This window comes from Roseivirga sp. AWQ4_251, from assembly GCF_056158225.1.
Genome location: NZ_JBSWSW010000001.1, coordinates 945554 through 971493, shown reverse-complemented (window position 1 = coordinate 971493; position 25940 = coordinate 945554). Strand labels below are relative to the sequence as shown.

Genomic DNA, 25940 nt, shown 5'->3' with positions numbered 1-25940 from the left:
TAATTTTAAAGGACGACTACAGAATTGTCGTCAAAAGTAAAGTTGTTGGGTATGTAGGCATCAGCCGACCAATCATTCTCCCAAACTTTTCCATCAATCAGATATCTGAATTGATACTCTTTACCAGTTTCTAATTTCAAAGTGGTTTTAAACACACCTGATTTTAATTTTTTTAATTCGGTAGCAGTTTCACTCCATTCATTGAAGTCTCCAACCAATGCTACTTTTTCAGCACCTGCAGCAGCCTCTTTCGGAAGCTCAAACGTTACGTTTGCTTCAGGCTTAGATTTCAAATATTGTTTTTTCAAACTCATGACCTTTTTACAGTTTACACTACAAATAATTATTTAAAGCGCATGCTCTACAAGTAGTTAGAGAAAAATTGCAGTGAAACGATTGCATATTGAACCACCAAGGAAGGCTCGATTTTCAGCCGTTCAAAAAATTTAAACAAAAAGCTTCAACAATTTTCCGCGATAATTGTCTTAACTTTCACACGGTTGCTTTTCTAAAACCATCCTGTTCTGAACAGAACAGCAGAAAAGCGAGTTTTTGAAGGACTAGTGTGTAGAATTTAACACTACTTTTTTGATATGGCTTTTGCACGGTGCAAAAGCTTGTCAATTCTCGCTTTATATGAACAAAAACACATACAAAATCGGGTTACTGCTCTCCATCATCACTTTGTTGGGGGTGGCATACTATTCCTACAAAACCTTTAAAGAATTTGACAAAGACACCACATGGGTCTCTCATTCTGAAAGAGTTAAAACCAGCATAGAAACGCTGAGTGGTTTACCCCAAGAAATCTCGAACGAAATTCGGCAATCGGCCATTACCGGAGCCACGTTAGACAGAAGGTTACTTAATGTACTCGAAACCTCAATGGAGGCTGAGTATGAGCATTTGGACAGCCTTACTTTGGACAATACAGAGCAAGCTGTAAACTTGGAAAACCTCATTGCTCTTATCCGCCAATATTCTCTCCATGGCGACAGCATTGTCTCTTATATGAGCAACGATTACAAACTCACGGATTCATTAAGAGTTCTGATTGCTGAAGAAGAAACCATGCTTAGCGAAATTCTGGAGCAAGCCGATGAGATGAAAGATCTTGAGAACGCACTGCTTGAGGCAAGAACTGATCAAAGTGAAGAATCGGGAACCCTTGCTCCTATCACGCTTCTCATTTTAACCTTCATCGCTATTGGATTGATTACTTGGCTATTTATTATCGCGTTTAACCTTGCCGATAGAAATGCACGAGGAAAAAAAGCACTGGAAGTTAAAATTGAAGAGCTCGATCAGCAGATTATAGAACGATCGCAATTGGAGCAATTGCTCAGAAAAGTATTAGATAGTTCTTCCAATGGAATTATGTCCTTCACATCGGTTAGAAATGAACAAGGACATATTGTAGACTTTGAATTCTCTTTGATCAATGAAAAGGCATCTGAAATTGTAGATGCCCGAGAAGACCAGATTTTAGGCGCCAAATTGCTCGAGAAATTCACAGATGAGCAAGACGAACACTTATTCGAGTCCTATAAAAAAGTAGTAGAAACGGGTTCCCCTTTCCATATGGTGAAACAATATGTGGAAGGTTCTACCTCTTATTGGTACGACATTGTAGCGCTCAAAAGTGCAGACGGACTAGTCGTAACCTTCTCTGATATTACCGAGCAAAAGAACTACGAAGAAGAGCTTCTACTGAAACAAAGAGAGCTTGAAGCTACCAACTACGAATTAGAACAGTTCGCTTATATCGCTTCGCACGATCTGCAAGAACCACTTCGTAAAGTAAGAACCTTTGGCGATCGGCTACGCGCTACTTTGGGTGAAAACTTAAACGAAAAAGGTTCGGATTACCTTACACGCATGCAGAATGCGGCCGAAAGAATGCAAACGCTTATTGATGATTTGCTGAAATTCTCTCGCCTTTCAAGAGCTGACAGGGTTTTCAAAAAAGTAGACTTAAACGAAACATTGGCCATTGTAACGGACAATCTGGATATGGAAATCGCCAACAAAAAAGCGATTATCAAATCGGATGACCTGCCAACCGTTGAAGGTGATTATGTTCAATTCCAGCAATTATTCCAAAACATGATCACCAACGCCTTGAAATACAGCAAGGCAGATGTTCCGCCAGAAATCACCGTTAAGGCTGAATCCATTAAGGAAACTATGCCAGGTTTGAAGACCAAATCTCGCTGTTGGAAAATTTCCTTTACAGACAATGGTATTGGCTTTGACCCTCAATATAAAGAACAGATATTTGTCATTTTTAAACGCCTCCACGGGAGAACCGAATACAGCGGTTCGGGCATTGGTTTAGCGATTTGCGATAAAATCATAAAAAACCATGGAGGAGTTATTAGGGCCGATTCCGAACTCGGAAAAGGCTCCACATTTTCAATCGTATTACCTAAATCTTAGAATGAAATGAACAACGACCCAAGACTTAAGCCTATCACCATTCTGATGGCTGATGACGATCCAGATGATCAATTAATGGCTAAAGAAGCCTTTGAAGAAAACAGAATGGCTAACCATTTAAATTTCGTTCAAGATGGTGAAGAACTAATGGATTACCTGAACTGGAGAGGAAAATACAATGCAGAGAATGCCCCTCGTCCAGGATTGATCCTGCTGGATTTGAACATGCCAAAGAAAGACGGACGTGCCGCTCTTCAAGAAATCAAATCCGACCCAAAACTTAAAAGAATTCCTGTGGTTGTACTAACTACAAGCAAGTCTGATGAAGACGTGGTAAAAACCTACGATTTGGGAGTGTCATCTTTTATTACAAAGCCTGTAACGTTTGAAGAATTGGTTCAAGTAACCAGAGATATCGGCAAATACTGGTTTGGCATTGTTGTATTGCCAAAAGATGAGGAATAATAAAAAACACTTATGCTAACAAAGCCCATTAACATTCTTCTGATTGATGATGACGAGGATGATTTCATTCTCACCAAAGACATCCTAGACGAAATTCAAAGCTTCAAATTCACTTTGGACTGGGAGGTTAATTATCAAGAAGCCAAAAGAAAAATAAAGGACGACAAATACGATATCTGCCTCATTGATTATAGGCTAGGAGAAAATGATGGTATCAGCTTAATAAGCGAAGCTAACAAATACGGGGGCACCTGCCCCTGTATACTTTTAACAGGTAAGGGAGATCAAGACATTGACCTTCGGGCCATGCAAGAAGGTGCTGCTGACTATTTGGTAAAAGACGAAATAACCACTCAGGTTATGGAGCGCAGCATTCGTTATGCATTGAGCCATGCCAAAAATCTAATGTTGGTAAAAGAAGGAGAACTCAAATTCAGGCAACTGTTTGAGAGATCTATAGATGCGATTTACATCTGCGATACGGAAAACAATCTATTAGATGTAAATCCTGCTCTTTGCCACATGTTTGGCTATGAAATTAACGAAGTCATTGGCACCAAAATGAGTCGTTTTTTTGTAATCGAAGAAGAATTTGAAGGCCTATGTAATAAAGCCAAAATCCAAGGTGAGGTCAGAAATTTCGAGGCAGTTCTTGTCACAAAACTGGGGGAATACATTACTTGTCAACTCAATTCAATTGCCCGAACTGACGGAGCCGGAAACAACATTGGTTTCCAAGGAATTATAAGGGACATTACCACACTTAAAAAAGCTGAAGAAGAACTGCTTATTGCTGAGAAACTTTCTCTTACGGGGAAAATCGCCAGAAGCGTAGCCCATGAAGTTCGAAATCCGTTAACCAATGTAAGCTTGGCTTCTACTCAAATCAGAGAAGAACTTGAGGAAGAAGGCAACGAAGAGATTGAATATCTTCTAAAAATCGTAGACAGAAATATTGAGCGTATCGGCACGCTCATTACTGATTTACTAAATTCTTCCAAACCCAAAAACCTGGTTAAAGAAGAATGCTCTGTCAATACACTTGTTGAAGATGCGCTCCAGCTTGTAAAAGATAGATTCACGCTAAAAGGCATGAAGCTGATCCGAAAAATGGATCCTGACGCCAGTTCAATCTTACTAGATAAGGAACAGCTCACTGTTGCGCTCGTCAACATTATGATTAACGCGCTAGAAGCCATGAAAATGGATGAAGGTGAATTAACAGCTATGACCAAAGACAGAGGCAATACGGTTACTATCACCATTCAAGACAACGGCTCTGGGATTTCGAAAGAAGACCTCAAAAAACTCTTCGATCCGTTTTATACCAAAAAGAAAGGTGGAATGGGCCTCGGACTTACAGCAACCTTGAACGTAATTCAAAACCATGGTGGCACTATAGAAGTACACAGCGAGCTAGGTTCAGGAACCAGCTTTATCATTACACTTCCAAAATCGGCCTAAGGCAAAAAACTAAGGAAGAAGCCTATGATTCAGCTTCTTCCTCTTTCAGTTTTCTTCTTAAAATTTTGCCCACATTAGATTTAGGCAACTCTTTTCTAAACTCGTAGTACTTTGGACGTTTATAACCCGTAAGATTTTCCTTACAGAAAACTTTCAACTCCTCTTCCGTTAGCGATTCATCCGCTTTCACGATAAAGGCCTTCACTACTTCTGTAGAATGTTCATCTGGCACACCAATCACGGCCACCTCATGTACTTTCGGATGATCCACAATTACATTTTCAACCTCATTTGGATATACATTAAAACCAGAAACGTTGATCATGTCCTTCTTCCTATCCACGATTTTGAAGAATCCATCATCGTCCATTACTCCTATGTCGCCCGTTCTAAAATATTCCCCAGGAAAGAAAACACCTTCATTATCTTTTCCCCAATAGCCACTCATTACTTGCGGCCCTTTAGCGCAGATCTCCCCTACTTCCCCTTGCGGAAGACGATTTCCATCGTCATCGAAAATTGCCAGTTCAGTGGATGGAGCAGGCAAACCGATGGTTCCAATTTTATGGCTCCCATCTAAAGGGTTACAGGCCACCACAGGAGAAGTTTCACTTAAACCATAGCCTTGCACAAGAGGAATTCCAGTCACTTCTTCCCACCTTTTCGCCACAAAATCTTGAACGGCCATACCTCCACCAATCGCTCCTTTGAAAGAGGAGAAGTCTACATTCTTAAATTCAGGGTTGTTCATCAAGCCATTGAATAAAGTATTCACCCCAGTGAACAGTGTGAACTTATGTTTCTTCAATTCCTTAACAAAGCCAGGCATGTCACGTGGATTGGTGATCAGAATATTCTTTGCCCCAATGTACATCATGAAAGTACCATTCACATTTAGCGCGAAAATGTGATACATAGGAATAGCCGTAATCATCAGTTCTGTTTGGCCTTCGCGAAGCAATGGTTGAAAAACGCCATTGATGATGAGCGTGTGAGCCACAACATTATCGTGCGAAAGAATTGCTCCTTTTGAAACGCCAGTAGTTCCACCTGTATATTGAAGAAACACGGTGTCCGAGCCTTTCAATTCTGGACGAGTATATTTCATCCGAGCCCCCTTTGCCATGGCATCTTTGAATTTAATAGCGCCAGGCAAATGATAACTCGGCACCATTTTCTTAATGTATTTCACTACCAGATTTACGATAGTGCCTTTAAGGCCACCCAGCAAATCACCCAGTTCAGTGACTATTACATTTTCTATTTGGGTGTGTTTTATACATTCTTCTAGACTTTTGGCGAAGTTCGCAATGATGACAATCGTTTTCACACCAGCATCATTAAATTGATGCTCCATTTCCCTAGGGGTATAAAGAGGATTTGTGTTCACCACAATTAACCCTGCCTTTACCGCTCCGATTAAAACCACAGGATATTGTAAGCAATTAGGCATTTGAATGGCTATTCGATCCCCTTTTTTGAGTTTCAGCTCATTTTGAAGATAAGCAGCAAAATTCGATGAAAGTTGGTCTATTTCATGATAAGTAAGAGCCTTTCCCATATTTTCAAAAGCCTCTTTGCTTCCATACTTTTTGAAGGAAGTTTCAAAGATTTCTAAAAGGCTTTCGGGTCTATCGTCAGAAATAGTTTCAGGCACCCCTTTTGGGTAATGTGCAATCCAAGGAAATGAGCTCATGGGTTAAATTTTGGCTATAAATCAAAGATAGAAATCAATAGCCAAAAAAAAAGAGACTTTTAAAAAGCCTCCTTTTATCTAATCTCATTAATGATAAAACCTATGAGAAGGAAAAGCTGTAGGAGAAGGATTCGAACCTCCACGGAGCGGTTAGACCGATTGGCTTTATCCCAGATTCTCCACCCTCGAGAAAGGAGGGCACGGCTGCCTGTTTCGTCACCCTACAGTGTAAAGATGCCTGTCTGCTACCTGCAGAAATTCTAGACCTAAGGCCTTCAATCAAGCATCTGTTTCTTCAACCCTAAATGTCTATTATTTAATTTCTGACTTTTAGAGTTTAAATGCTGTAGGAGAAGGATTCGAACCTCCACGGAGCGGTTAGCTCACCAATAGGTGAATTTATCCCAAACTCTCCACCCTCGAGAAAGGAGGGCACGGCTGCCTGTTTCGTCACCCTACAGTGTGTTTATTCAGTACGTTTTCTAAATATTCCGTTTGAATATGATTCAAAGGTAATAGAAACATTCATTCTATTAAAATATCAACAACAAACTGATTAAAAGTTTACAGATAAAATATTAAAAAGCTATTTTTGATAACGATTCAATAATTCAACAGTTAAAAAATGGCCGATAATTACGAAATTGACAATACGGATTTACAAATCCTGTCTATCCTTCAGCATAATGCTAAAAAGCCTTACACAGAAGTTGCCAAACTAGCCTACGTTTCTAGCGGCACGGTACATGTAAGAATGAGTAAGCTAGAAAAAATGGGCGTAGTGAAAGGAGCTTCCCTTGATTTGAACCTAGCAAAGCTTGGCTATAATGTATCAGCTTTTCTGGGAGTCTTTCTTTCTAAAAGTTCGCTCTACGAAAAAGTGGCGTCTCAATTGAAAAAAATCCATGAGATCACGAGTGTTCACTATACAACGGGTAATTATTCCATGTTTGTAAGAATTCACGCCAAAGGAACCGATCATTTGAAGGACATTCTTCATGATAAAATTCAAAAAGTAGATGGAATTGAGCGCACAGAGACCTTTATTATATTAGAGGAAACTTTGAACCGAAGTATTCAGTTGGGTGAGTAACAAGGAGAAACAACCTTTGCTATTGGTTTTATTTATCGAGTATTGAAAAAAGGATTTCAAGAACCCAATCCTTTAGCATATATGTTGTAACTTTGTATTTAAAACGATTCTAAATAACTAGGAATGAGCAAGGACGATCAGATACTGGAAGAGTTCACCTCCAAAGAATATGAGTTCGGCTGGACGGTAGATTTTGAAGCTGACGAGGCTCCCAAAGGCCTTAATGATGACATCATCCGCTTTATATCTGCCAAGAAGGAAGAGCCGGAATGGCTCTTAGAATGGAGGTTGAAAGCTTTTCATGCCTGGCAAAAAATGGAAGAACCAAAGTGGGCCAATGTTAAATACCCCCCTGTCAACTTCCAAGATTTAATATACTATTCAGCACCTAAGCAAAAGAAAAAGCCAAAGTCGTTGGAAGAAGTCGATCCTGAGTTGATCGCTACTTTCGAAAAGTTGGGCATTTCGCTTACTGAACAAAAAAGGTTAACTGGTGTAGCGGTAGATGCAGTAATTGATTCTGTTTCTGTAGCCACTACTTTCAAAGAAACCCTAGGAGAATTGGGCATTATTTTCTGCTCTTTTTCAGAAGCTGTTCAAGAGCACCCAGAGTTGATCAAAAAACACATGGGTTCAGTAGTGCCAATTAACGACAATTACTACGCAGCGCTTAACTCTGCCGTATTTTCTGACGGTTCATTCTGTTATATTCCAAAAGGCGTTCGTTGCCCTATGGAGCTTTCTACTTACTTCAGAATCAATGCGGCCAATACCGGTCAGTTTGAAAGAACTTTGATTGTAGCTGAAGAAGGTTCTTATGTAAGCTATTTGGAAGGCTGTACTGCCCCAATGCGTGATGAAAATCAATTACACGCTGCAGTGGTTGAAATTAAAGCAGCAAAAAATGCTGAAGTAAAATATTCAACAGTTCAAAACTGGTATCCTGGAGACAAAGAAGGCAAAGGTGGTATTTACAACTTCGTAACCAAAAGAGGAATCTGCGAAGGTGACCATTCTAAAATCTCTTGGACGCAGGTTGAAACTGGTTCTGCAGTAACCTGGAAATACCCTTCATGTATTTTGAAAGGAGATTATTCAATTGGTGAATTCTACTCTGTTGCCGTAACTAACAATTACCAACAAGCCGATACAGGAACCAAAATGATTCACATTGGTAAAAACACCAAATCAAGAATCGTTTCAAAAGGAATTTCGGCTGGCAAATCTCAAAACAGCTATAGAGGTCAAGTTCATGTGATGAAGCGTGCGGATAACGCAAGAAACTTCTCACAGTGCGACTCCCTTCTAATGGGCGATAAATGTGGAGCGCACACGTTCCCTTACATCGATATTGAGAATCAATCGGCACAAGTGGAACACGAAGCTACTACCTCTAAAATTGGAGAAGATCAAATCTTCTATTGCCAACAAAGAGGTATTGACGAAGAATCGGCTGTGGCCCTTATCGTAAATGGATATGCCAAAGAAGTTTTGAAGCAACTGCCAATGGAGTTTGCGGTTGAAGCTCAAAAATTATTGGCCTTAACCCTAGAAGGATCTGTTGGTTAATTCTTGGTTTATAATTCATGGTTCATAGACTATTGAAACTCGAGTTAATTGTCAAAATGATCAATGGGTTAATCAAATACATTAATAACTCTGACTTAAAAGGAAGCAAGTATAAAGTTGAAGAAGAGGCACCCCAATACGGTTCTTCTTGGAACTTTGAACTATAAATAATGAACTACATGCTTAGCATAAAGAATCTACAAGCAAAAATTGAGGATAAGGAAATCCTTAAAGGAATTAATCTAGAAATCAAACCGGGCGAGGTTCATGCTATCATGGGACCTAACGGTTCTGGTAAAAGTACTTTGGCATCTGTGCTTGCAGGGCGCGAAGATTACGAAGTTACAGGTGGTGAAGTGGAATTTCTAGGTAAAGATTTGCTTGAAATGGAAGCTGACGAAAGAGCCCGAGAAGGGATTTTCCTTGCTTTCCAATACCCAGTAGAAATTCCTGGTGTTAGCACGACCAACTTCATGAAATCTGCAATTAATCAAATCAGGGAGCATCATGGAGAAAAGCCTTTGGACGCTGTTTCCTTCTTAAAACTGATGAAAGAAAAAATGAAGTTGGTAGAAATTGACCAAGCTTTATTGAGCCGTTCATTAAATGAAGGTTTTTCTGGAGGAGAAAAGAAAAGAAACGAGATTTTCCAAATGGCTATGCTTGAGCCAAAATTGGCTATTCTTGATGAAACTGATTCTGGTCTTGATATTGACGCCCTTCGTATTGTAGCCAACGGTGTTAACAAGTTGAAAAACAAAGACAATGCAACCATTGTAGTAACCCACTACCAAAGGTTGTTGGATTATATAGTTCCTGATTTTGTACACGTGCTTTACAAAGGCCGAATCGTAAAATCAGGCACCAAGGAGCTTGCTCTAGAGCTTGAAGAAAAAGGCTACGATTGGATTAAAGAAGAAGTAGACGCTATCGCATAACCCCAAATTATTTATGGAGAAAATTGCAGGACAAACACTGGTTGATTCGCTTGCAACCCAATTCGAAGCGTTCGAAAAAAGCCTCAATGGTCAAAGCCAAAGTGCTGTGCATGGCGTTAGAAAAAATGCCTTTCAGCAATTGACTGAAAAAGGTTTCCCTGGCCCAAGAAATGAAGAATACAAATTCACAAATTTCACCAAGGCTATTGAAAAAAACTTCGACCTAAAAGCTTCAAAGCCTGAATTTAATTTAGAAAACGAAGCTATTGCTGCTATTCAGATTGAAGGTTTGGATGCTCACAAAATTGTATTCCTCAACGGAATTTATTCTGAAGCGCATTCTGATCAAATCGAAGTTGAAGGCCTTACCATTGAATCGCTAGAAAGCAGTTTAAAATCGAATAACGAATTGGCTCAAAGGCTTTTTGGTTCAAAAGCCGATTTTGAATCAGACGCTTTTGTCGCTTTAAACACAGCTTTCAGTCAACACGGTGTGCTCATCGATATTGCCGACAAAGCAGTGATTGAAAAGCCAATCGTTTTATATTTTGTGGGAGACAGCCAGTCTTCTGAACTGAACTACCACATCAGAAATTTAATTCGCGCAGGTAAGTTTTCAGAGGCCACCATTATCGAGAAATTCGACACCATTGGTGAGCAGAAAAGTTTGACTACCATTGTTAATGAAGTTTCTGTGGGAGAGAATGCTCATCTCAACTATTTCAAAATAGAAAATGACACCGAGCAAGCTTACCACATTAGCAATATTCATGCTTCACAAGCAACTACAAGTAATTTCAAAACCTACACTTTCGCCTTAAATGGTGCCATGGTTCGAAATAACTTGAATGTGAAACTTGAGGCTGAAGGCATTGAAACTCACATGTACGGGCTCTATCTTTTAGATGGAAAAACCCATGTGGATAATCATACTGTTGCTGATCATATGATGCCCAATTGCTATTCGAACGAGCTTTACAAAGGCATAATGGATGGCAATTCAAAAGGTGTTTTCAACGGAAAAATATACGTTCGCCCTGATGCGCAAAAAACCAATGCATTTCAGTCGAACAAGAACATCCTTTTATCCGACAAAGCTACTGTGAACACAAAACCTCAGCTCGAAATTTGGGCCGATGATGTTTCTTGTTCTCACGGCTGTACCACCGGACAATTGGATTTAGATGCACTTTTCTACCTTCAAGCCAGAGGTATTCAGAAAGAAAAAGCCAAAGCTATGTTGCTTCATGCTTTTGCCAGCGATGTACTGGAAACTGTGGCCAACGATGCCATTAAAAATTATCTGGAAGATATCATCACTAAGAGATTAGAGCGATAATGTCGCAAACCCTTCAATCCGTTTTGGATATTCAAAAAATAAGAGAGGAGTTCCCTATTCTTCACCAACAGGTGAATGGGAAACCTCTTGTTTATTTCGATAATGCAGCCACAAATCAAAAGCCTAAAAGGGTGATTGATGCGCTGGTAAAGCATTACGAAACCGACAACGCAAATATTCACCGAGGCATTCACACCTTAGCGGAACGCTCAACCACAGCTTTTGAAAATACCAGAAAAGCGGTGCAAACATTCATCAACGCCAATGAAGCCGAGGAAATCATATTTACCAAAGGCACTTCGGAAAGCATCAATTTGGTAGCTTCTTCATGGGGAAGAAAATTTCTGAATGAAGGAGACGAAGTATTGATCTCTGCCATGGAACATCATTCCAACATTGTGCCTTGGCAAATGATCTGCGAAGAAAAAGGCGCCATTCTGAAAGTGATGCCAATCAACCAAAACGGAGAAATCATTTTGGAAGAACTGGATAATCTTCTTTCAGAAAAAACCAAAATGGTTGCTTTTAATCATGCTTCAAATTCTTTAGGCACCATCAATCCTGTTAAAGTCATCATTGACAAGGCTCATGCCGTTGGAGCAAAAGTTTTGGTAGATGGGGCTCAGGCCACTTCTCACCTACCCGTTGACGTTCAAGCTTTGAACGCTGACTTTTATGCGCTTTCGGCTCATAAAATGTATGGCCCAACAGGTTTGGGAGTTTTGTATGGCAAAAGATCGTTACTAGAAAAAATGCCTCCTTATCAAGGTGGTGGAGAAATGATTAAAGAAGTGAGTTTCGGAAAGACCACTTACAATGATATTCCTTACAAATTTGAAGCGGGTACGCCTGACATCGCCAACGTAATTGCATTCAAGGAAGCTATCAACTTCATTAATGAACTTGGTAAAGAAAACATTGCCAATCATGAAATGGAGCTTGTGAATTATGCAACAGAGCAAATTTCAAAGGTTGAAGGTGTGAAATTGATAGGCACAGCCAAAGAGAAAGTAAGCGTACTTTCTTTCACCGTTGAAGGCATTCATCATTTCGATTTGGGAATGTGGATGGACGCTAAAGGTGTGGCTGTAAGAACTGGCCATCATTGCACCCAGCCATTGATGGACTTCTTCTGTATTGAAGGAACTGTTAGAGCCTCTTTTTCTGTTTACAACACCATTGAGGAAGTAGATATTTTTATTGATGCCTTAAAAAGCATTATTGAAAGATTCAAAAAATGAGCAATTCAATCAACGAGATTCAAAATGAAGTAATTGAAGAATTTTCTATGCTGGATTCAGACATGGAAATGACGATCGGTTACATCATGGAGTTGGGCGAACAATTGCCAGAAATGGATGAATCGCTCAAAACAGAAGAAAATATTGTTAAGGGTTGTCAGTCGAAAGTATGGCTGAATGCGAATTTGCAAGACAATAGAATCTTCTTTGAAGCCGATAGCAATACAGCAATAACGAAAGGTCTTGTCAGCATTTTGGTGAGAATCCTTTCAGGAAGAACTCCACAAGAAATCGTGGATGCCGACTTATATTTCATAGACAAAATTGGATTGAATCGCTTTATTGGCACCCAAAGATCGAATGGATTAGGTGCTATGATGAAGCAAATGAAAATATACGGGCTAGCGTTTTCAACTAAAACCGAAAGCTCAAACTCGAAATAACAAAAGACAAATATCAAATTTCAAAGTCATGGCTAAACATTATGATCTAGAAGATAGAACAGAATTGTTTGCCAAACAGGTTAGAAGTTTCATAAGGAGACTAAAAATGGACTTAGCAAATGTGGAAGACTTAAAGCAATTGATCAGAGCTTCAGGTTCTGTAGGTGCCAATTACATTGAAGCCAATGAAAAGCTAGGGGAAAAGGATTTTAAATTCAGAGCTAGAATTGCAAGAAAGGAAGCAAAAGAATCCAGATATTGGTTGAGATTAATTGACACATTGGGAGATCCAGAATTAGAGTCTAATAGGTTAAAACTGGTTCAAGAGGCAGACGAACTTTTAAAAATACTATCAGCAATAATTCACAAATCTTAGCCCTGTTTATCCTGCGATATTTTGAAATTTGTTTTTTGAATTTTGATATTTCATTCGTTTAAAGGTAAAAACATTGTTTATCACCATGAGTGAAGGAGTAAAAGAAAATTTAAGAGATGAGGTTGTAACTGCTATTAAGACAGTTTATGACCCTGAAATACCAGTAGACGTTTATGAACTGGGTTTGATTTACGAAATCAGCGTTTATCCCGTAAATAATGTTTACGTTCTAATGACATTAACTTCTCCTTCATGCCCTGCGGCAGAGGTTATTCCTGACGAAGTAAAACAGAAAATCAAAGCCATTGAAGGCGTTAATGAGGTGGAAATTGAATTAACTTTCGATCCTCCGTACAGCCAAGAAATGATGTCGGAAGAAGCTAAGCTTGAACTTGGATTCATGTAAAAAGAAGCGCTTTATTCAAAGTTCATTTTGAATAAAAGACTTCAAAAAAAGAAAACTTAAAACTTAAAGATATGTACCCAGAACACCTACTTGTCCCGTTTAGACAAGAATTAACTGAAGCTGGTTTTACTGAGTTAAAAACAGCTGAAGCTGTAGATGAGCACTTGAAAAACCTCAAGGGAACTTCACTTGTTGTTATCAATTCTGTTTGTGGTTGCGCTGCAGGAACTGCTCGTCCGGGCGTTAAAATGGCACTTAAACTAGCCGACAAAAAGCCAGACAATCTTACAACTGTATTTGCTGGTGGCGACATTGAAGCTACTGCCAAAGTAAGAGAGTGGCATTTGCCTTATCCTCCATCTTCTCCATCTGTTGCTTTATTCAAAGATGGCGAGTTGGTTCATTTTGTAGAAAGACATCACATTGAAGGTAGAAGTGCTGAGGTAATCGGTAATCACCTTGCAGATGTTTTCGAAGAATTTTGCTAGAAAAAAGTATATAGCGTAAAGTAAAAAGAGCCTCACTTGAGGCTCTTTTTTTATTCTAAATAAGCAGCTGGAGGTTTACCGAAACGTTCTTTGAACAGCTTAGAGAAGTAAGCAGAAGAACTAAAACCAACGGCTTCAGAAACCTCTGAAACTTTGCCTGATTCTTTTCGCTCCAGTTTATCTCTCGCAATTTGCAGCCTAATCTCTCTTAAAAATACATTTGGAGAATAGCCAGTCATTTTTTTAATCTTACGATAGAAGGTTCTTTCACTTTCATTCATCTTTTGGGCTAAAGAACCTATACTAAAATGTACAGAAGTCATTTGCTCAACCGTAAGTTCTCTTAACCTCTTCAGCCATTCTTCATCACCCGATAAATCACGGGCTTTATCTTCGCTCTTAACAGATTGCTTTTCAAGCGAAACTTTCAACAAGTTTTTAACTCTTGCTTTCAGTTCTTCTAATGAGAATGGTTTTGTCAAATAATCACTAATACCCAATTGAAAAGCTTCTAGCTTGTCTCTTTCGGCTGTTCGAGCGGTAAGAAATATAAACGGAATCTCCTTTGTGTCGGCATTTGACCTTAAAGACTGCAGAAGTTCGAGACCATCCATATTTGGCATCATCATATCTGAAATAATGAGATCGAAACTCGAGGATGAATCCTTGATCTTATCCAATGCCTTAAGGCCATCATTTACAGCAACGACATTAAACTGTGGCGCTAAATTAGACTGTATGTATTGCCTTAAATCATCGTTGTCTTCAACCAAAAGAATTGAAAATTGAGATGTAATGAAAGAAACTTTATTCTCATTTGCTTGAGAATCGGAAGTCTCTAAGTTTTCGAGTTCTTCAAAAACCAGAGGTAAACAGAGCGTGAAAACACTTCCCTCATTAAGTTTAGACTCAGCGTACAACTCCCCATCCATAACATGGGCAAGTTCATTACTCAAAGCCAGGCCTATCCCAGTTCCTCCAGAGGCCTTTCTTGAAGGATCTTTAGATTGAAAAAACCTATCGAAAACAAACGGTAAATCTTCACTACTTATGCCCTTTCCATCATCTCGAACTGCGATTTCCAAATCCTGTCCAATATTTACTTCCACAGAAACTCTGCCTCCTGAAGGCGTATGATTGAGCGCATTGGAAATCAAATTATTCAAGATTTTCTCTGTCATTAAAGCGTCCAAAATCCAATGATCATCAGGCGTTTGATTGGACATAATGCCAAATGAAATCCCCAAGCTGTTTGCCCTTGGCATGAAGTTCTCCACTATTCTTTTCGTAAATGAATTGATCTTCACCTTAGAATATCGAGGTTGAGCAATTCCATTTTCCAATCGAGCCAAATCAAGAATCTCATTCACAAGTCCTTTAACTGATTCAGCATTGCGATAAGCCAGGTTCAAGTTTTCTTCTACTTCCTTTTCTAATTTAAAGCTAGAGATAACCTGCCCTAAAGGAGCCAGCACCAAACTCAGAGGTGTTTTCAGTTCATGAGAAATATTCGCAAAGAAATTAGACTTCAATTTATCCAAGCTTCTTAGTTCTTCAGCTTGTTTTTTAATTTCCCCCGTGGCCTTCTCTATTTCATCCTCCAGTGCAAATTGTCTTTTTAAAAGAAGTCGTTCTCTAAACTTTACAAGGCAATAAATGGCAATGAATAATAGAAAAAGGCAGCTAGACACAAACCACATTTGAAGGTAAAAAGGCCGTAACACAACCAAAGTAATAGTGTCTAAGTCTTCATAAAGTCTGCCCTCTCCATCTTGTGCCTTTATATGAAGCGCGTAAGTCCCATATGGCAATCTGTTTATTCTTACCTCGGGAGATTCATTATAAACCCAATCTAAATCCAAGCCTTCGATTTTATAAGCAAAAGACTTTAGTGTAGAACTTAGGTAATCGAAACCTCCAAATTGAATCTCCAAACCGATATGTTTTGGAAGCAGTTCAATTCTGTTGATTGCATAAGTGCTTTCTGGATAATCTGTAAACTCTCCTGAATCGCCATTTTGAAACCTCAACCTTGAAATAAACAAATGATTTACTTCTTTACTTGAAGGAGGAAAATCAGCTGGATTGAAGGAAGTAACTCCATTTAGGTTACCGAAGTACAATGTTCCGTCTGCTGCTTGAGCATGGGAAATGGTATTGAATTCATTGTGTGAAATACCATCTTGCTGATCAAAGATCTGTACAGTTGAAGTTTCCACATCCAGCAAATTGATACCGGAGTTTGTTGGTATCCAAAATCTACCAAATTCGTCCTGATATACGGCATAACAGGTATTATCTGAAAGCCCATCACTTTTACTCCATCTCTGAGTGACTGAATCATTCTTGATACTGTATTTCAATATACCAGATTGAGTGGCTAAAAACAGGATGTCTTCACCAAACTGATTTATATGTTTGACAGACTGAGAGTAATCCACTCCTTGATAATGCAGGTTGGCCTTCTTTACAATTCCATTTTCTGGCCTTAAAAGATATAAGCCTATACTGCTTCCAACCCATATTGAATCCTGGCTTTCTGCATAAAAATCAAATACCTGAGCATTTTCTAAATCAGTATATCCATTATAAGCTTCGAAGGGATTATAAACCGAATCGCCCACATTGAAATATGCTATTCCCAAAGCTTGGCCAATCCAAACCCTGTTATTCACAGGCTCCAATACCCAGTTCATGTCAATATTCTCATCTACACGTGACTGAGATTCTAAAGACTTAATGACACCAAAGTCAGCAGTAGAGATATTATAAGTATAAAGCCGATCTCCCTCGGTTGAAAAGATCAAAAGGGAATCCTTAAGTTGAGCAATTGCCAATCTTCTGAACCTTCCTAAAGAAGAGTTTCCTTGTATGGCTTTGGGAAAAATGAACTCCTTCTTCTGTCCAGATTTTTTATCTAGAACATAAGTCCCACCTAATCCGCTTACGTAAACAGTTTTCTCATCGACAGGCAAAATGCCTCTTGCTCCAAAGCCATATTCGCCAAACAGAAAGAAATTTGTGAGGTAATTCGTAAAAGGGTTTCTTTTAAACTTGAATAAGTGAACTCTCTCATCGAACGGAACCCACCAATTGTTAAAACTATCGAAATAAACCTCGAAAGGGTATTTGTAAAAGTCGGGTTCAGCCTTCAAACGCGCCACCTCATTAAGCGATAGATCAAAAGCAATAAATTCGTCTCCATTACGGGCAAAAATTAAGTCTTGCTTAGGATTGATTTTAAGAATAGGGAATTCGGTCCAAGGGTACTTGCCGTCAACAGAGAAAAGCCTATCATTTTTGTAAACTCTGCTTCTTTCTTCTTCCTTTTCATCTAGAACGGCAAAGTAATAGAGGTCTCCATTTGAATCGGCTCCTATAATTCTAAACTTAGAATGATCTTCAGTTTTAATTTCCTTTAAAACATTCCCCTCCAAATCAATTAGTAAAAAACCACCTGAAAAGCCTAACCACAAACCTTTATTCGAGAGAGAAGATTGCTCTATTCTGTTCTGAGACCGGTAGACAATTTCTATTTCGCCATTATCATTGAGCTGATAAACGGTATTTCTCCCAACAATCCATTGAGAATTAAATTCCTTGCTGAACTCAATATCAAAAAGTTCATCATCATCCAGCAGATCAAGGTTAATGAAATCTCCCCACCAATTAGCTTCTTTTTTGACAGGATCAAAAATTTGAACTTTGAACTGATTTGAATGAGCCAAATCAATTTTGGTTAACCAAATTCGTCCATAGCTATCTTCAGAAATCTTATGAAAGCTATTCTCCTTTAATTGATTCGATTCTCGGTTATAGTTGATTATTCTATTGCCATCATAGCGATCTAGGCCATAGCCTCCTCCCATCCACATTATCCCATGAGAATCCATAAGAAAGCTCCTCATTTCTCTACTGCTCAAACCATCTTCCACGCCAAGAGAACGCTGCTTGACAATGTATTCTTGAGAAAGCAAAGAGAAGCTCATCAAACTTTGAAGCACTAGAAGCACTAACAGTCTTTGCATGGTAGTTTGAGTCTGGATAGTTTGAGTGTTCTTAATTGAATAGCTAAGATGCTTTTCAAAATTCACTAAAAAAACTCCTAGACACACTTTTTATCAAAACAAATGGCAGAATTCTATCTGCTTATGGCAGAATTTTGAACAAGCCATCAACACTTTCCTGCCTTCCACTTTATACATTCGCAACCGATAAAAGGCGGAAAACCTTTAATTTATGACAAATCGAAACACTATCTACATCATATTGGCTCTATTGCTTTGTTTAGCTCCTTCGGCCAATGCTTCCTTATCAACAGAACCAGATCCTGTCCAAGGAAAGTCCATTCATTTTGATGGTGTTGACGATAAAATCGTAATCTCCAACGATGGCTCTTTTGATACTGGCTCTCTTGGAATGACGGTTGATTTTTGGCTTAAAGCCGATGAATACAATTACAACGGAGCTATTTTGGCGCTAAGGGATGACAATGGTTCTCGTTTCAGTTTGCATTTGAATCCAACCACAGGCTTGATTGGCCTATGGAATAGTCAAGAGTTTACTACCATAGCAGAGACCGGAATAGATACAGAATGGCATCATTTGGCATTTGTTTTTACTGGATCGAATGCCGAACTCTATGTAGATGGAGAATTAGCATCTGGCGTTTTAAGAGGCATTAACCCTTGGGTAACCGAAGCACCTCTTGTAATTGGCGGGCCTACCCCAACAGCCAATTACGAAATGTTTAAAGGACAAATGGATAACCTTAGACTTTGGGACAGAGCCATGCCAGCCAGCTTTATCAAAGATATAGCTATGATGGGACAAGTTTCTTCGGAAACACTTGGACTTATAGCTTCCTATGATTTCAATAATGATGATGCGGTTTCTGGAAGTGATAATTCAAGCCAAACTACTTTAACCGATATTTCAGGAAATGGACATGATGGAACCTTAGCCGATTTTGCTCTTAATGGAAGCACTTCAAACTGGGTAAGCCAATCGGAAAGTATTCCTACCGAATTTCTTGACACTTCCCTTCCATATATTTTTGCTCCTAACGAGTTTTATTTTCAAGAAAATGCAGTAGGGACAATTTATGATTTCAACCCCTTTTATGATGGAAAAATAGAAGGTGTAACTCCCAATACTAGCACCCTGATTACTTATGATGTAAGAGGAGATGACGGAGGGTTTTTCAATATTGATTATCGATACGGCATTTTAACCTTTAAAAATTATCCTAATTATGAAGTGCCTGCCGATAAAAATGGAGACAATGTTTACGAAATAGAGATACGGGCTACCGGTGGAGGAAATAGAACCAAGGTATTTAATGTCTCCATTACTGTTACTGATCAGATAGATAATATCGCTCCTGAAATCACAAGCGTAGAACTTACGGGAAGCAGACAAATAGATATCAGTTTTACCGAAGGTATCTATTCGGGAAATCTTGGCACTGGCGCACTCGCCCCTGATGACTTTACCATTGAGGTTGAAAATGAAACCCCAATTGATGCCAATATTGAAAGTATCACAAAATTGGACGGAGGCGTTCTATTTGGCGATGAAACACAAATACGTTTAACCCTTTCTTTTTCGCAATTATTAGATGGATCCGAAACTATAAAGCTTACACCTGCCATCAATTCGATTTTTGATAGAGAAGGCAATGAATTGATAATTGATCAAGATCCATATGAGCTAGAACCTTTAGAGCAAATAGTACCAACCTTAATCTCTTTCGATATAGAAGGAACTCAAGAAAAGGATGCTCAAGAAGTAACCTACAGAGCTGTTTTTTCCGAACCTGTGAGGGAAATTTCTGTAGAAGACTTTCAAGTTGATTTGATATCAGGGTTTGCAGAAGCCATTATTACTCGAGTTGTTAAAGATGAAGAAAACGACAATGAATACTTGATTTCCGCTACCATATTGGGTTCTATATACAATGAAGGTGATCAGACACTAAAAATGATGCTAAGCGATGACAATAACATTGTCGACTTAGTGGGTAACCCTCTCGAAACTTTTGACAATTCAAACAATCCAAGTTTCATTACTTCATTAACCAATGAAACCACCACGGGTGAATTGAATATGGTTTTGGAGCCAGATGACATTCCTTCTTCTTTCCCTATAGCCCTAAACACAACTAGTATTGGGCTTTTTATCCCACAAATTTCTACTGAATATCCAGACGCACCGGTAAAAGTCAACCTCCATATTGATAGTTTCAATCCAAATGAAACATGGTATACTGGTAATGAGAACCTGTATAACATTTCTCCTTTTTACATTGACATCTATGTTCAACCTGAAGAAGGTGACGATTTCATTAAAGTAATTAAGATCTCAGGAGATGTAACAATTACCGGATCTGACATGTGGACTGAGAAAAATTCCGATACCCTTAGATACTCACTGTCATCTATACAATTTGATAATCTGAAAGAGTTTGATAACACACTAGGTACCGTAAATCTGTTTTTATTAAAATTTAAACTTAATCTCGCTTCGCTAGGCATAGTGGCTGGGCTTAATACCCGATGGCAGAACTTAAAATACCCAACAGTGCCCATAATGATTAACGAGATAAAATTAAAAGATGATGATAGCGGCAATGTTGAGTTCATTGAATTCTACGATGGAGGAATAGGCCATATTCACCTGAAAAAATTCGAATCATTCGATGCAAATATCGATATAGAAACGAATGATGAAGGTTTTTTTGTGATGGGCACTTCTCAAACGCCAAATGTAGACAATACATTTTTTGACACTTTCGACTTCAAATTATCAACCAAGCTAAAAAACTTTTACGGAGAAGGAAACAGACCCGACATAGGGGGAATTGGCACTACTCATGATTTCGAAACTTTTACGGTTTCTTATGCAGACTTCGTTAGCAGCGAGCTAAGTTTTCAGCGGATTCCACAAAACATAGTAACCAGAGGTGACAGCTCTCAATTCACCAATAGCTTACCTAGTCCAGGAAAAGCGAACACCATATTCGCCTCTGTTGATTCACTTTCAGTAAACGAAGGTTTTTCTGGAAACATCATTGATATATTGGCCTATAGTGGTAATCCTGATAATTATGAAGAAGGCCTAACCTATTCTTTAAATGGTGTAGATGCTGATGCTTTTAACATTGATCCTACCACAGGTGTTTTAACTTTCAAATCTGTTCCTGACTACGGTACCCCTACTGATTCTGGAGAAGACAACATCTACAAATTAGACATAACAGCTAACAGAGGTCAGCCATTTAACGACAGTCAAATTCTTCCATTTACGGTAGCTGTAAATGATATTTTACCACCATCCATCAAATCTTCCATTCCTGCAAATGGCTTAGAGAACTTTACAGGAACAGAAATTATTCTCAATTTTTCAGAGAAAATAAAAACAGGAAGAGGCAGGATAGAAATCATCAATACTGAAAATGATCAGGTTTTGGATGGCATGGGCGTAAGCAGTAATAGGGTAATCATTGAAGGCAAAAAAGTCACGCTATCTCTAAATAGAAGTCTTCCGTTAGAAGAAAAATTCTACCTGAAAATTCCACAAGGAGCCTTCAAAGATTTAAATGACAAAGAATTCGCAGGACTTTTGAACAAAGAAGACTTAAGCTTTGAAACTCCTACAATTCCGAAATTACTTAGTAGCACTCCTGAAAGTAATGGAACTGAATTCAATGCAGAAGAAATCACCCTTACTTTCGATAGAAATCTAATTGCAGATAGAGGTCGAATAAGCATATTAAGCAGTTCTACGGATCAAGAAGTTTTCGGAATGGGAGTTAATAGCACTGCAGTGACCATTTCAGGGAATACGGTAACACTGAACTTGCCTAGAAAACTACCTGAGAACGGTGAATACTACATCAATATTCCAGCAGTAGCATTTAAAGATTCCCAAGGGTTATATTTCCCAGGAATATTGGACAAAGCAGAACTCACTTTCCAAAGTGTTGTGTCACCAATTTTAGTATCGAGTATTCCAGCCAACAATGCCAACGATTTTGATGGAAAGACCATCACTCTAACTTTCAATAAAAACGTTGAAGCCTACAGGGGTAGAATTAGCATTATGGATGCCAGCACAGACACTGAGGTTACTGGAATGGGTGCCAGAAGTGGGCGAATCAGTATTGAAGACAATGTGGTAACTCTTGATATGATAAGATCTTTACCGCTTGATGGAACATACTATGTTTTGATTCCAGGAGTGACATTTAAGGGTGAAAATGGAATTTTCTTCTCTGGTATAATTGATAATTCCATTTTATCATTTAGTACACCTCTTTCACCCCAGTTGGTAGAAAGCATGCCAAGCGACAACACGATAGATTTTTCAGGATCTGAAATCAGTTTAACTTTCGATAGAGAAATGTTTGCGGGTAGAGGAAGAATTTCTATCCACAATTCATCAAACAATCAGGTGGAATTTAGCATCGGAGTGTCTAGCCCCAGACTAAATATAGAGGGAAATACAGCTTCATTTGATTTGCCATACCAACTTCCGAGTGGTAATTACTATGTAAGAATTCCCAAAAGCGCTTTCCTCAACTCCGAAGGGTTAAACTTCTTAGGGCTATTAAATTCTGATGAGTTGAATTTTACTGTTCAGTCTAATGCGATTGCATCTAATGCATTTAAAACGGATGAAAGTGAATTAGAGAAGTACAGCTCAACTTTACTCTCAGTTTACCCTAATCCATCTCATGATGCTGCTTCTATTGTAGTCAATTTGCCAAGTAAAGCTCAAGGGAAATTGACCTTGATAAACAGCAAGGGCGAAATTCTGAAATCATTATTTGATGGAGAATCAAGTACGAAGTTGGAATTAAATACCTCTGTTCTACCTGAAGGAGTTTATTTATTGAAACTTCAAAGTACGGTGGGAATTGCTTATCAGAAATTATTAATACAACACTAAATTTTATAACAAGCTATAACTAACTAAACCTATTTTTTAACTCTACTTTACTTTTTAAACTCTACACACTCAAAAAAAGAGCCTCAATTGAGGCTCTTTTGCTTTGAATAGTGCTTGTAAACTAAAGATCGAGTTTGTAGTATTTTGTATTAGAGTACTGAGTTAAGAAATCACTAGCGTTGATTAATCTACGTAACTTCTCATTTCTCAATTGATCCAACTTATGAATTGGAGCCTCTAAAAGTAGCTCGTTATTCTTGTCGTAAATTTTGATGATTTTAATCGGAGCAGGAACTATGTTTCCTTCATCATCTACAATAAAATCTAAACCTAAATCTTCAGAAATTTCTAAGTCAGCTTTTACTCCCTTGATTAGAGTAGTTGCTTCCTCTTTGCTTAATTTATCTTCTGAATTAATGGTTGAAGCCATTGAATTTGAGATAATTCCGATAAACATGATAGCGGCAATCAATAACCGCTGTCCTCCTTTTTTGATGTTGTGTTTTGTGTTCATGACGTTGTTATTTTGAGTTTCGTTCTAAAAGCTGCCGACCAAAGCAGCTGACCTCCCATCTTTTTACAACGCTGATGCCAAATAATAAAAATAACTGAAAATCAATAAGTTATAAAAATACAACCGTTTTCAAAAGCATTCAAACCGTACGGAAGCGTACAAGCTTGTGTTCTTTTTGAAACAGATAACTTTTTTAATTTACATCCGTAGTAACTACCTGTTTATCAAGCAAAAAAGGACACACTTTTCAGTATGTCCTTTTCTTTTTGACCAATTTTGATTCAGTTACTTCAAACTAAATCCATGATAGAAATACTTCCCTCCTATTTTAAATCTGAATTTATATTGTCCTGGGGCTAAACGTGATAAATCGAATTTCTTGCTCGTAATTTCCTCATCGGAGAACACTTCTTTATAATGAATCTCACCATATGCTGAAAACAATGAAATTTCAACGTCTTTGCCACTCCCACCAGTTATTACTTTGGCCAAATCTTTATGAACTTGAACCAAAGGTTTTACTGCCAAAACTTCTTTATTAACTATTCTAGCTGAAGTTTCTGTTACTTCAACCAAAAGTTGCTCTACCCTATCTCTGCTATCAATTTCTAAATACATTTGACCAGGCTCGATACGTTCCATGTTAAATACCTTCCCGAAAAATTCTTCGTGTGTTTTATCGGAAAAGAGAATATTTCCAGAAGCATCTTTTAATTGAATGCTTGTGTTTCCGTGTAGATTATTCATGAAAAGCACTACCGCTTTTTTGTTCTCTACGGAAATGTTAACATCGATTTCAGACTCTTTTGCGCTTAGATTTACACCTATCGCCAACATAAGGGCGATTAGTGCCGTTTTGATTTGAGTTTTCATAATTGTGTTGTTTTTGAGTTTTTGAACCGCTGTTAACCTTCCAGCGATTTCTTACTCAAACTAACGGCAGATTCAATCCGGCTTTGTCACAAGCCCGTAAACGAATGTCATAAGTTGTCATGATTTGGTAGCAAGTTGTTTGCGAATAGCTCGAACTCACAATTTCCAATCGGCAGACATTTTTTCTACGGCAAGAATGCCTGATAAAGTAACTCCAGGAATCCCCTGACCAGGATAAACTGAATCTCCCACTTGATACGCCTTGTAGCCATCCAAACGGGCATCTAACATTTGCCAAGGTTTAGTTTTGAAAAATTGAGGATATCCTCCAACAAAACCCCATTTTCTACCCGTCCATTTAGCCCACGATTTTTGTGTGGACGAATGACAATAAACGATATCATTTCTATCTAGAAAGCCTTTTTGCTCTAAGAGTTCAATAAGGCTTTTCTCCAGAATCTCACTTTCGATTCTTACTTTTTCAGGGTTAGTAATGTGAGTGCTCACCGACATCACCCTATATCCTTTTTCATCGCATCGTGAGTTATCATCAGGATGATTGAGGCTGATGAAAATAGAATCTGCATTAATAAATGGCAATGGATTTTGAAGATGGACTTGATGGTGTAATGACTCAAAATGCCTTTCACTTCGAAATCCAATTCCCATCTGAAAAGCAGAATTCAATTGACCTGACCCCAATAATTTAGTGTTGAATTTCTTTGTATTGCATGCATTATAAATCTCCAATGTATTATTAATAGGCAAGCCTGAAACCACAAAAGCAGCTTCATATTGATCTTTATTCGTAGAAATAAGGTATTGATTTTTTTGCCTTTCAATCTCGGTTACTCGTTCGCGAAGTAAAAGCCGACCTCCATTATTCTCAACAAATTCTACCATAGGCTTAACCAAATTGATCAAACCGCCATCGATATAATAGTTATTGTAGTTTGTGTAACACAGAGCTGTAGCTCCAAACAAAAAATTGACTTCATCCATTGTATTCTGAGCGGTAATCATCAATTGTTCATCTACAAAACTTCTGAACAGATCGTTGTCAAAAAGTCCATGTTTTTTTAACATGGCTGAAGTGCTTACAAAGGCCGATGGAAGGTTTTTCAACTGACTCCAATCCACGTTTTGGATCGCATTTAAATAGTCGTTAAAACATCTTGGTGGAAATAGTTTTTGCTTCAGGGATGTCTTCCATACAAATTGACTTACCTCAAATGCTTCTTCCCAAAAAGCTCTTTGCCCTTTAACGCCAAACACTCTTTCGGCTTCGGAAATCCATAATTCTAAATTTTGATACCTTTTTAAAACTTCACCATTAGATAAATAAACCATCATTGGTAAATCCAAAAGTCTGGTTTCCAATTCAATTCCTGTTTGATCGAGCAAATACTTAAGAGCCATGTGATCATCCAGCCCTACCAGTGTGGTTGCACCCGTTTCAAAAACAAACCCCTTACGCCAATAACTGCTTGTGCAGCCTCCAGGAAGGTAATTTTGTTCTAGTATCGTCACTTTCAAGCCTTTCGCTGCCAATAAAACTGCAGCGGAAAGACTGCCCATTCCACTCCCCACCACAACGACATCTGCTTTTTTCACAAGTTTTTTCTTTTTATAAAGACTTTGTTG

The 25940-nt window shown here is 38.5% G+C and carries 19 protein-coding genes; 13 read left to right on the top strand and 6 right to left on the bottom strand.

What is annotated here, in order from left to right; genetic code table 11:
• Positions 1-5: 5 nt before the first annotated feature.
• On the bottom strand, positions 6-314 hold the full coding sequence (locus ACXACJ_RS04445; RefSeq protein WP_475133067.1) for an isoamylase early set domain-containing protein: 309 nt from the start codon (positions 312-314) through the stop codon (positions 6-8).
• 322 nt (positions 315-636) lie between these two features.
• Here ACXACJ_RS04445 and ACXACJ_RS04440 point away from each other — a divergent pair, with 322 nt between their 5' ends.
• The 3 genes from ACXACJ_RS04440 to ACXACJ_RS04430 are packed head-to-tail and all read left to right on the top strand — an operon-like array spanning position 637 to position 4368.
• Complete coding sequence (locus ACXACJ_RS04440) at positions 637-2439, top strand: sensor histidine kinase (protein WP_475133066.1); 1803 nt, start codon at positions 637-639, stop codon at positions 2437-2439.
• A 6-nt stretch (positions 2440-2445) separates the two neighbouring features.
• Positions 2446-2904 carry a response regulator gene (locus tag ACXACJ_RS04435; RefSeq protein ID WP_475133065.1) on the top strand — a complete coding sequence of 153 codons (459 nt, stop codon included), beginning with the start codon at positions 2446-2448 and terminating at the stop codon, positions 2902-2904.
• 12 nt (positions 2905-2916) lie between these two features.
• On the top strand, positions 2917-4368 hold the full coding sequence (locus tag ACXACJ_RS04430; RefSeq protein ID WP_475133064.1) for a two-component system sensor histidine kinase NtrB: 1452 nt from the start codon (positions 2917-2919) through the stop codon (positions 4366-4368).
• 22 nt (positions 4369-4390) lie between these two features.
• Here ACXACJ_RS04430 and ACXACJ_RS04425 read toward each other — a convergent pair whose 3' ends face one another.
• A complete protein-coding gene (locus tag ACXACJ_RS04425; protein ID WP_475133063.1) occupies positions 4391-6064 on the bottom strand; it encodes an AMP-binding protein in 1674 nt (557 codons plus the stop codon).
• Positions 6065-6689: 625 nt separating this feature from the next.
• On the opposite strand from ACXACJ_RS04425, the gene ACXACJ_RS04420 reads away from it, so the two are divergent.
• The 9 genes from ACXACJ_RS04420 (at position 6690) to ACXACJ_RS04380 (ending at position 13957) form a co-directional block, all read left to right on the top strand.
• Positions 6690-7157, top strand: a complete 468-nt coding sequence (locus tag ACXACJ_RS04420; RefSeq protein WP_475133062.1) for an Lrp/AsnC ligand binding domain-containing protein — start codon at positions 6690-6692, stop codon at positions 7155-7157.
• 123 nt (positions 7158-7280) lie between these two features.
• Positions 7281-8726 (top strand): Fe-S cluster assembly protein SufB, encoded by a 1446-nt coding sequence (gene sufB, locus ACXACJ_RS04415; protein WP_475133061.1) that lies wholly within the window; start codon positions 7281-7283, stop codon positions 8724-8726.
• 179 nt (positions 8727-8905) lie between these two features.
• The gene (gene sufC, locus ACXACJ_RS04410; protein ID WP_475135071.1) at positions 8906-9664 is read left to right on the top strand and encodes a Fe-S cluster assembly ATPase SufC; all 759 of its coding nucleotides are present in this window, start codon (positions 8906-8908) and stop codon (positions 9662-9664) included.
• A gap of 13 nt (positions 9665-9677) precedes the next feature.
• Positions 9678-11003: a Fe-S cluster assembly protein SufD gene (sufD, locus tag ACXACJ_RS04405; protein ID WP_475133060.1), complete on the top strand. Its 1326-nt coding sequence runs from the start codon at positions 9678-9680 to the stop codon at positions 11001-11003.
• Positions 11003-12244 (top strand): aminotransferase class V-fold PLP-dependent enzyme, encoded by a 1242-nt coding sequence (locus ACXACJ_RS04400; RefSeq protein WP_475133059.1) that lies wholly within the window; start codon positions 11003-11005, stop codon positions 12242-12244. Before sufD ends, ACXACJ_RS04400 begins: the two co-directional genes overlap by 1 nt.
• Positions 12241-12687 carry a SufE family protein gene (locus ACXACJ_RS04395; RefSeq protein ID WP_475133058.1) on the top strand — a complete coding sequence of 149 codons (447 nt, stop codon included), beginning with the start codon at positions 12241-12243 and terminating at the stop codon, positions 12685-12687. Before ACXACJ_RS04400 ends, ACXACJ_RS04395 begins: the two co-directional genes overlap by 4 nt.
• A gap of 28 nt (positions 12688-12715) precedes the next feature.
• On the top strand, positions 12716-13063 hold the full coding sequence (locus ACXACJ_RS04390; RefSeq protein ID WP_475133057.1) for a four helix bundle protein: 348 nt from the start codon (positions 12716-12718) through the stop codon (positions 13061-13063).
• 85 nt (positions 13064-13148) lie between these two features.
• Positions 13149-13469 carry an SUF system Fe-S cluster assembly protein gene (locus ACXACJ_RS04385; protein WP_475133056.1) on the top strand — a complete coding sequence of 107 codons (321 nt, stop codon included), beginning with the start codon at positions 13149-13151 and terminating at the stop codon, positions 13467-13469.
• A gap of 71 nt (positions 13470-13540) precedes the next feature.
• Entirely contained in the window at positions 13541-13957 is a 417-nt protein-coding gene (locus tag ACXACJ_RS04380) for a BrxA/BrxB family bacilliredoxin (RefSeq protein ID WP_475133055.1), read from the top strand.
• Between the two features lie 50 nt (positions 13958-14007).
• On the opposite strand, the gene ACXACJ_RS04375 is transcribed toward ACXACJ_RS04380, so the two are convergent.
• Positions 14008-17985 carry a hybrid sensor histidine kinase/response regulator transcription factor gene (locus tag ACXACJ_RS04375; RefSeq protein WP_475133054.1) on the bottom strand — a complete coding sequence of 1326 codons (3978 nt, stop codon included), beginning with the start codon at positions 17983-17985 and terminating at the stop codon, positions 14008-14010.
• A 211-nt stretch (positions 17986-18196) separates the two neighbouring features.
• Between ACXACJ_RS04375 and ACXACJ_RS04370 the strand changes: the two genes are divergently transcribed.
• A complete protein-coding gene (locus ACXACJ_RS04370; protein WP_475133053.1) occupies positions 18197-22909 on the top strand; it encodes an Ig-like domain-containing protein in 4713 nt (1570 codons plus the stop codon).
• Positions 22910-23030: 121 nt separating this feature from the next.
• Here ACXACJ_RS04370 and ACXACJ_RS04365 read toward each other — a convergent pair whose 3' ends face one another.
• The 3 genes from ACXACJ_RS04365 to ACXACJ_RS04355 form a co-directional block, all read right to left on the bottom strand.
• Positions 23031-23423, bottom strand: a complete 393-nt coding sequence (locus ACXACJ_RS04365; protein WP_475133052.1) for a hypothetical protein — start codon at positions 23421-23423, stop codon at positions 23031-23033.
• 285 nt (positions 23424-23708) lie between these two features.
• Positions 23709-24296: a hypothetical protein gene (locus ACXACJ_RS04360; protein ID WP_475133051.1), complete on the bottom strand. Its 588-nt coding sequence runs from the start codon at positions 24294-24296 to the stop codon at positions 23709-23711.
• A gap of 156 nt (positions 24297-24452) precedes the next feature.
• Complete coding sequence (locus tag ACXACJ_RS04355) at positions 24453-25910, bottom strand: phytoene desaturase family protein (RefSeq protein ID WP_475133050.1); 1458 nt, start codon at positions 25908-25910, stop codon at positions 24453-24455.
• Between the last annotated feature and the right edge of the window lie 30 nt (positions 25911-25940).

Excerpts from the sequence above, each read along its gene's own strand:
- ACXACJ_RS04360 (WP_475133051.1), bottom strand. The coding sequence starts at position 24,296 with ATGAAAACTCAAATCAAAACGGCACTAATCGCCCTTATGTTGGCGATA.
- ACXACJ_RS04420 (WP_475133062.1), top strand. The coding sequence starts at position 6,690 with ATGGCCGATAATTACGAAATTGACAATACGGATTTACAAATCCTGTCT.
- ACXACJ_RS04380 (WP_475133055.1), top strand. The coding sequence starts at position 13,541 with ATGTACCCAGAACACCTACTTGTCCCGTTTAGACAAGAATTAACTGAA.
- ACXACJ_RS04435 (WP_475133065.1), top strand. The coding sequence starts at position 2,446 with ATGAACAACGACCCAAGACTTAAGCCTATCACCATTCTGATGGCTGAT.
- ACXACJ_RS04370 (WP_475133053.1), top strand. The coding sequence starts at position 18,197 with ATGACAAATCGAAACACTATCTACATCATATTGGCTCTATTGCTTTGT.
- ACXACJ_RS04375 (WP_475133054.1), bottom strand. The coding sequence starts at position 17,985 with ATGCAAAGACTGTTAGTGCTTCTAGTGCTTCAAAGTTTGATGAGCTTC.
- ACXACJ_RS04365 (WP_475133052.1), bottom strand. The coding sequence starts at position 23,423 with ATGAACACAAAACACAACATCAAAAAAGGAGGACAGCGGTTATTGATT.
- sufD (WP_475133060.1), top strand. The coding sequence starts at position 9,678 with ATGGAGAAAATTGCAGGACAAACACTGGTTGATTCGCTTGCAACCCAA.
- ACXACJ_RS04385 (WP_475133056.1), top strand. The coding sequence starts at position 13,149 with ATGAGTGAAGGAGTAAAAGAAAATTTAAGAGATGAGGTTGTAACTGCT.
- ACXACJ_RS04425 (WP_475133063.1), bottom strand. The coding sequence starts at position 6,064 with ATGAGCTCATTTCCTTGGATTGCACATTACCCAAAAGGGGTGCCTGAA.
- ACXACJ_RS04400 (WP_475133059.1), top strand. The coding sequence starts at position 11,003 with ATGTCGCAAACCCTTCAATCCGTTTTGGATATTCAAAAAATAAGAGAG.
- sufC (WP_475135071.1), top strand. The coding sequence starts at position 8,906 with ATGCTTAGCATAAAGAATCTACAAGCAAAAATTGAGGATAAGGAAATC.
- sufB (WP_475133061.1), top strand. The coding sequence starts at position 7,281 with ATGAGCAAGGACGATCAGATACTGGAAGAGTTCACCTCCAAAGAATAT.
- ACXACJ_RS04390 (WP_475133057.1), top strand. The coding sequence starts at position 12,716 with ATGGCTAAACATTATGATCTAGAAGATAGAACAGAATTGTTTGCCAAA.
- ACXACJ_RS04430 (WP_475133064.1), top strand. The coding sequence starts at position 2,917 with ATGCTAACAAAGCCCATTAACATTCTTCTGATTGATGATGACGAGGAT.
- ACXACJ_RS04395 (WP_475133058.1), top strand. The coding sequence starts at position 12,241 with ATGAGCAATTCAATCAACGAGATTCAAAATGAAGTAATTGAAGAATTT.
- ACXACJ_RS04440 (WP_475133066.1), top strand. The coding sequence starts at position 637 with ATGAACAAAAACACATACAAAATCGGGTTACTGCTCTCCATCATCACT.
- ACXACJ_RS04445 (WP_475133067.1), bottom strand. The coding sequence starts at position 314 with ATGAGTTTGAAAAAACAATATTTGAAATCTAAGCCTGAAGCAAACGTA.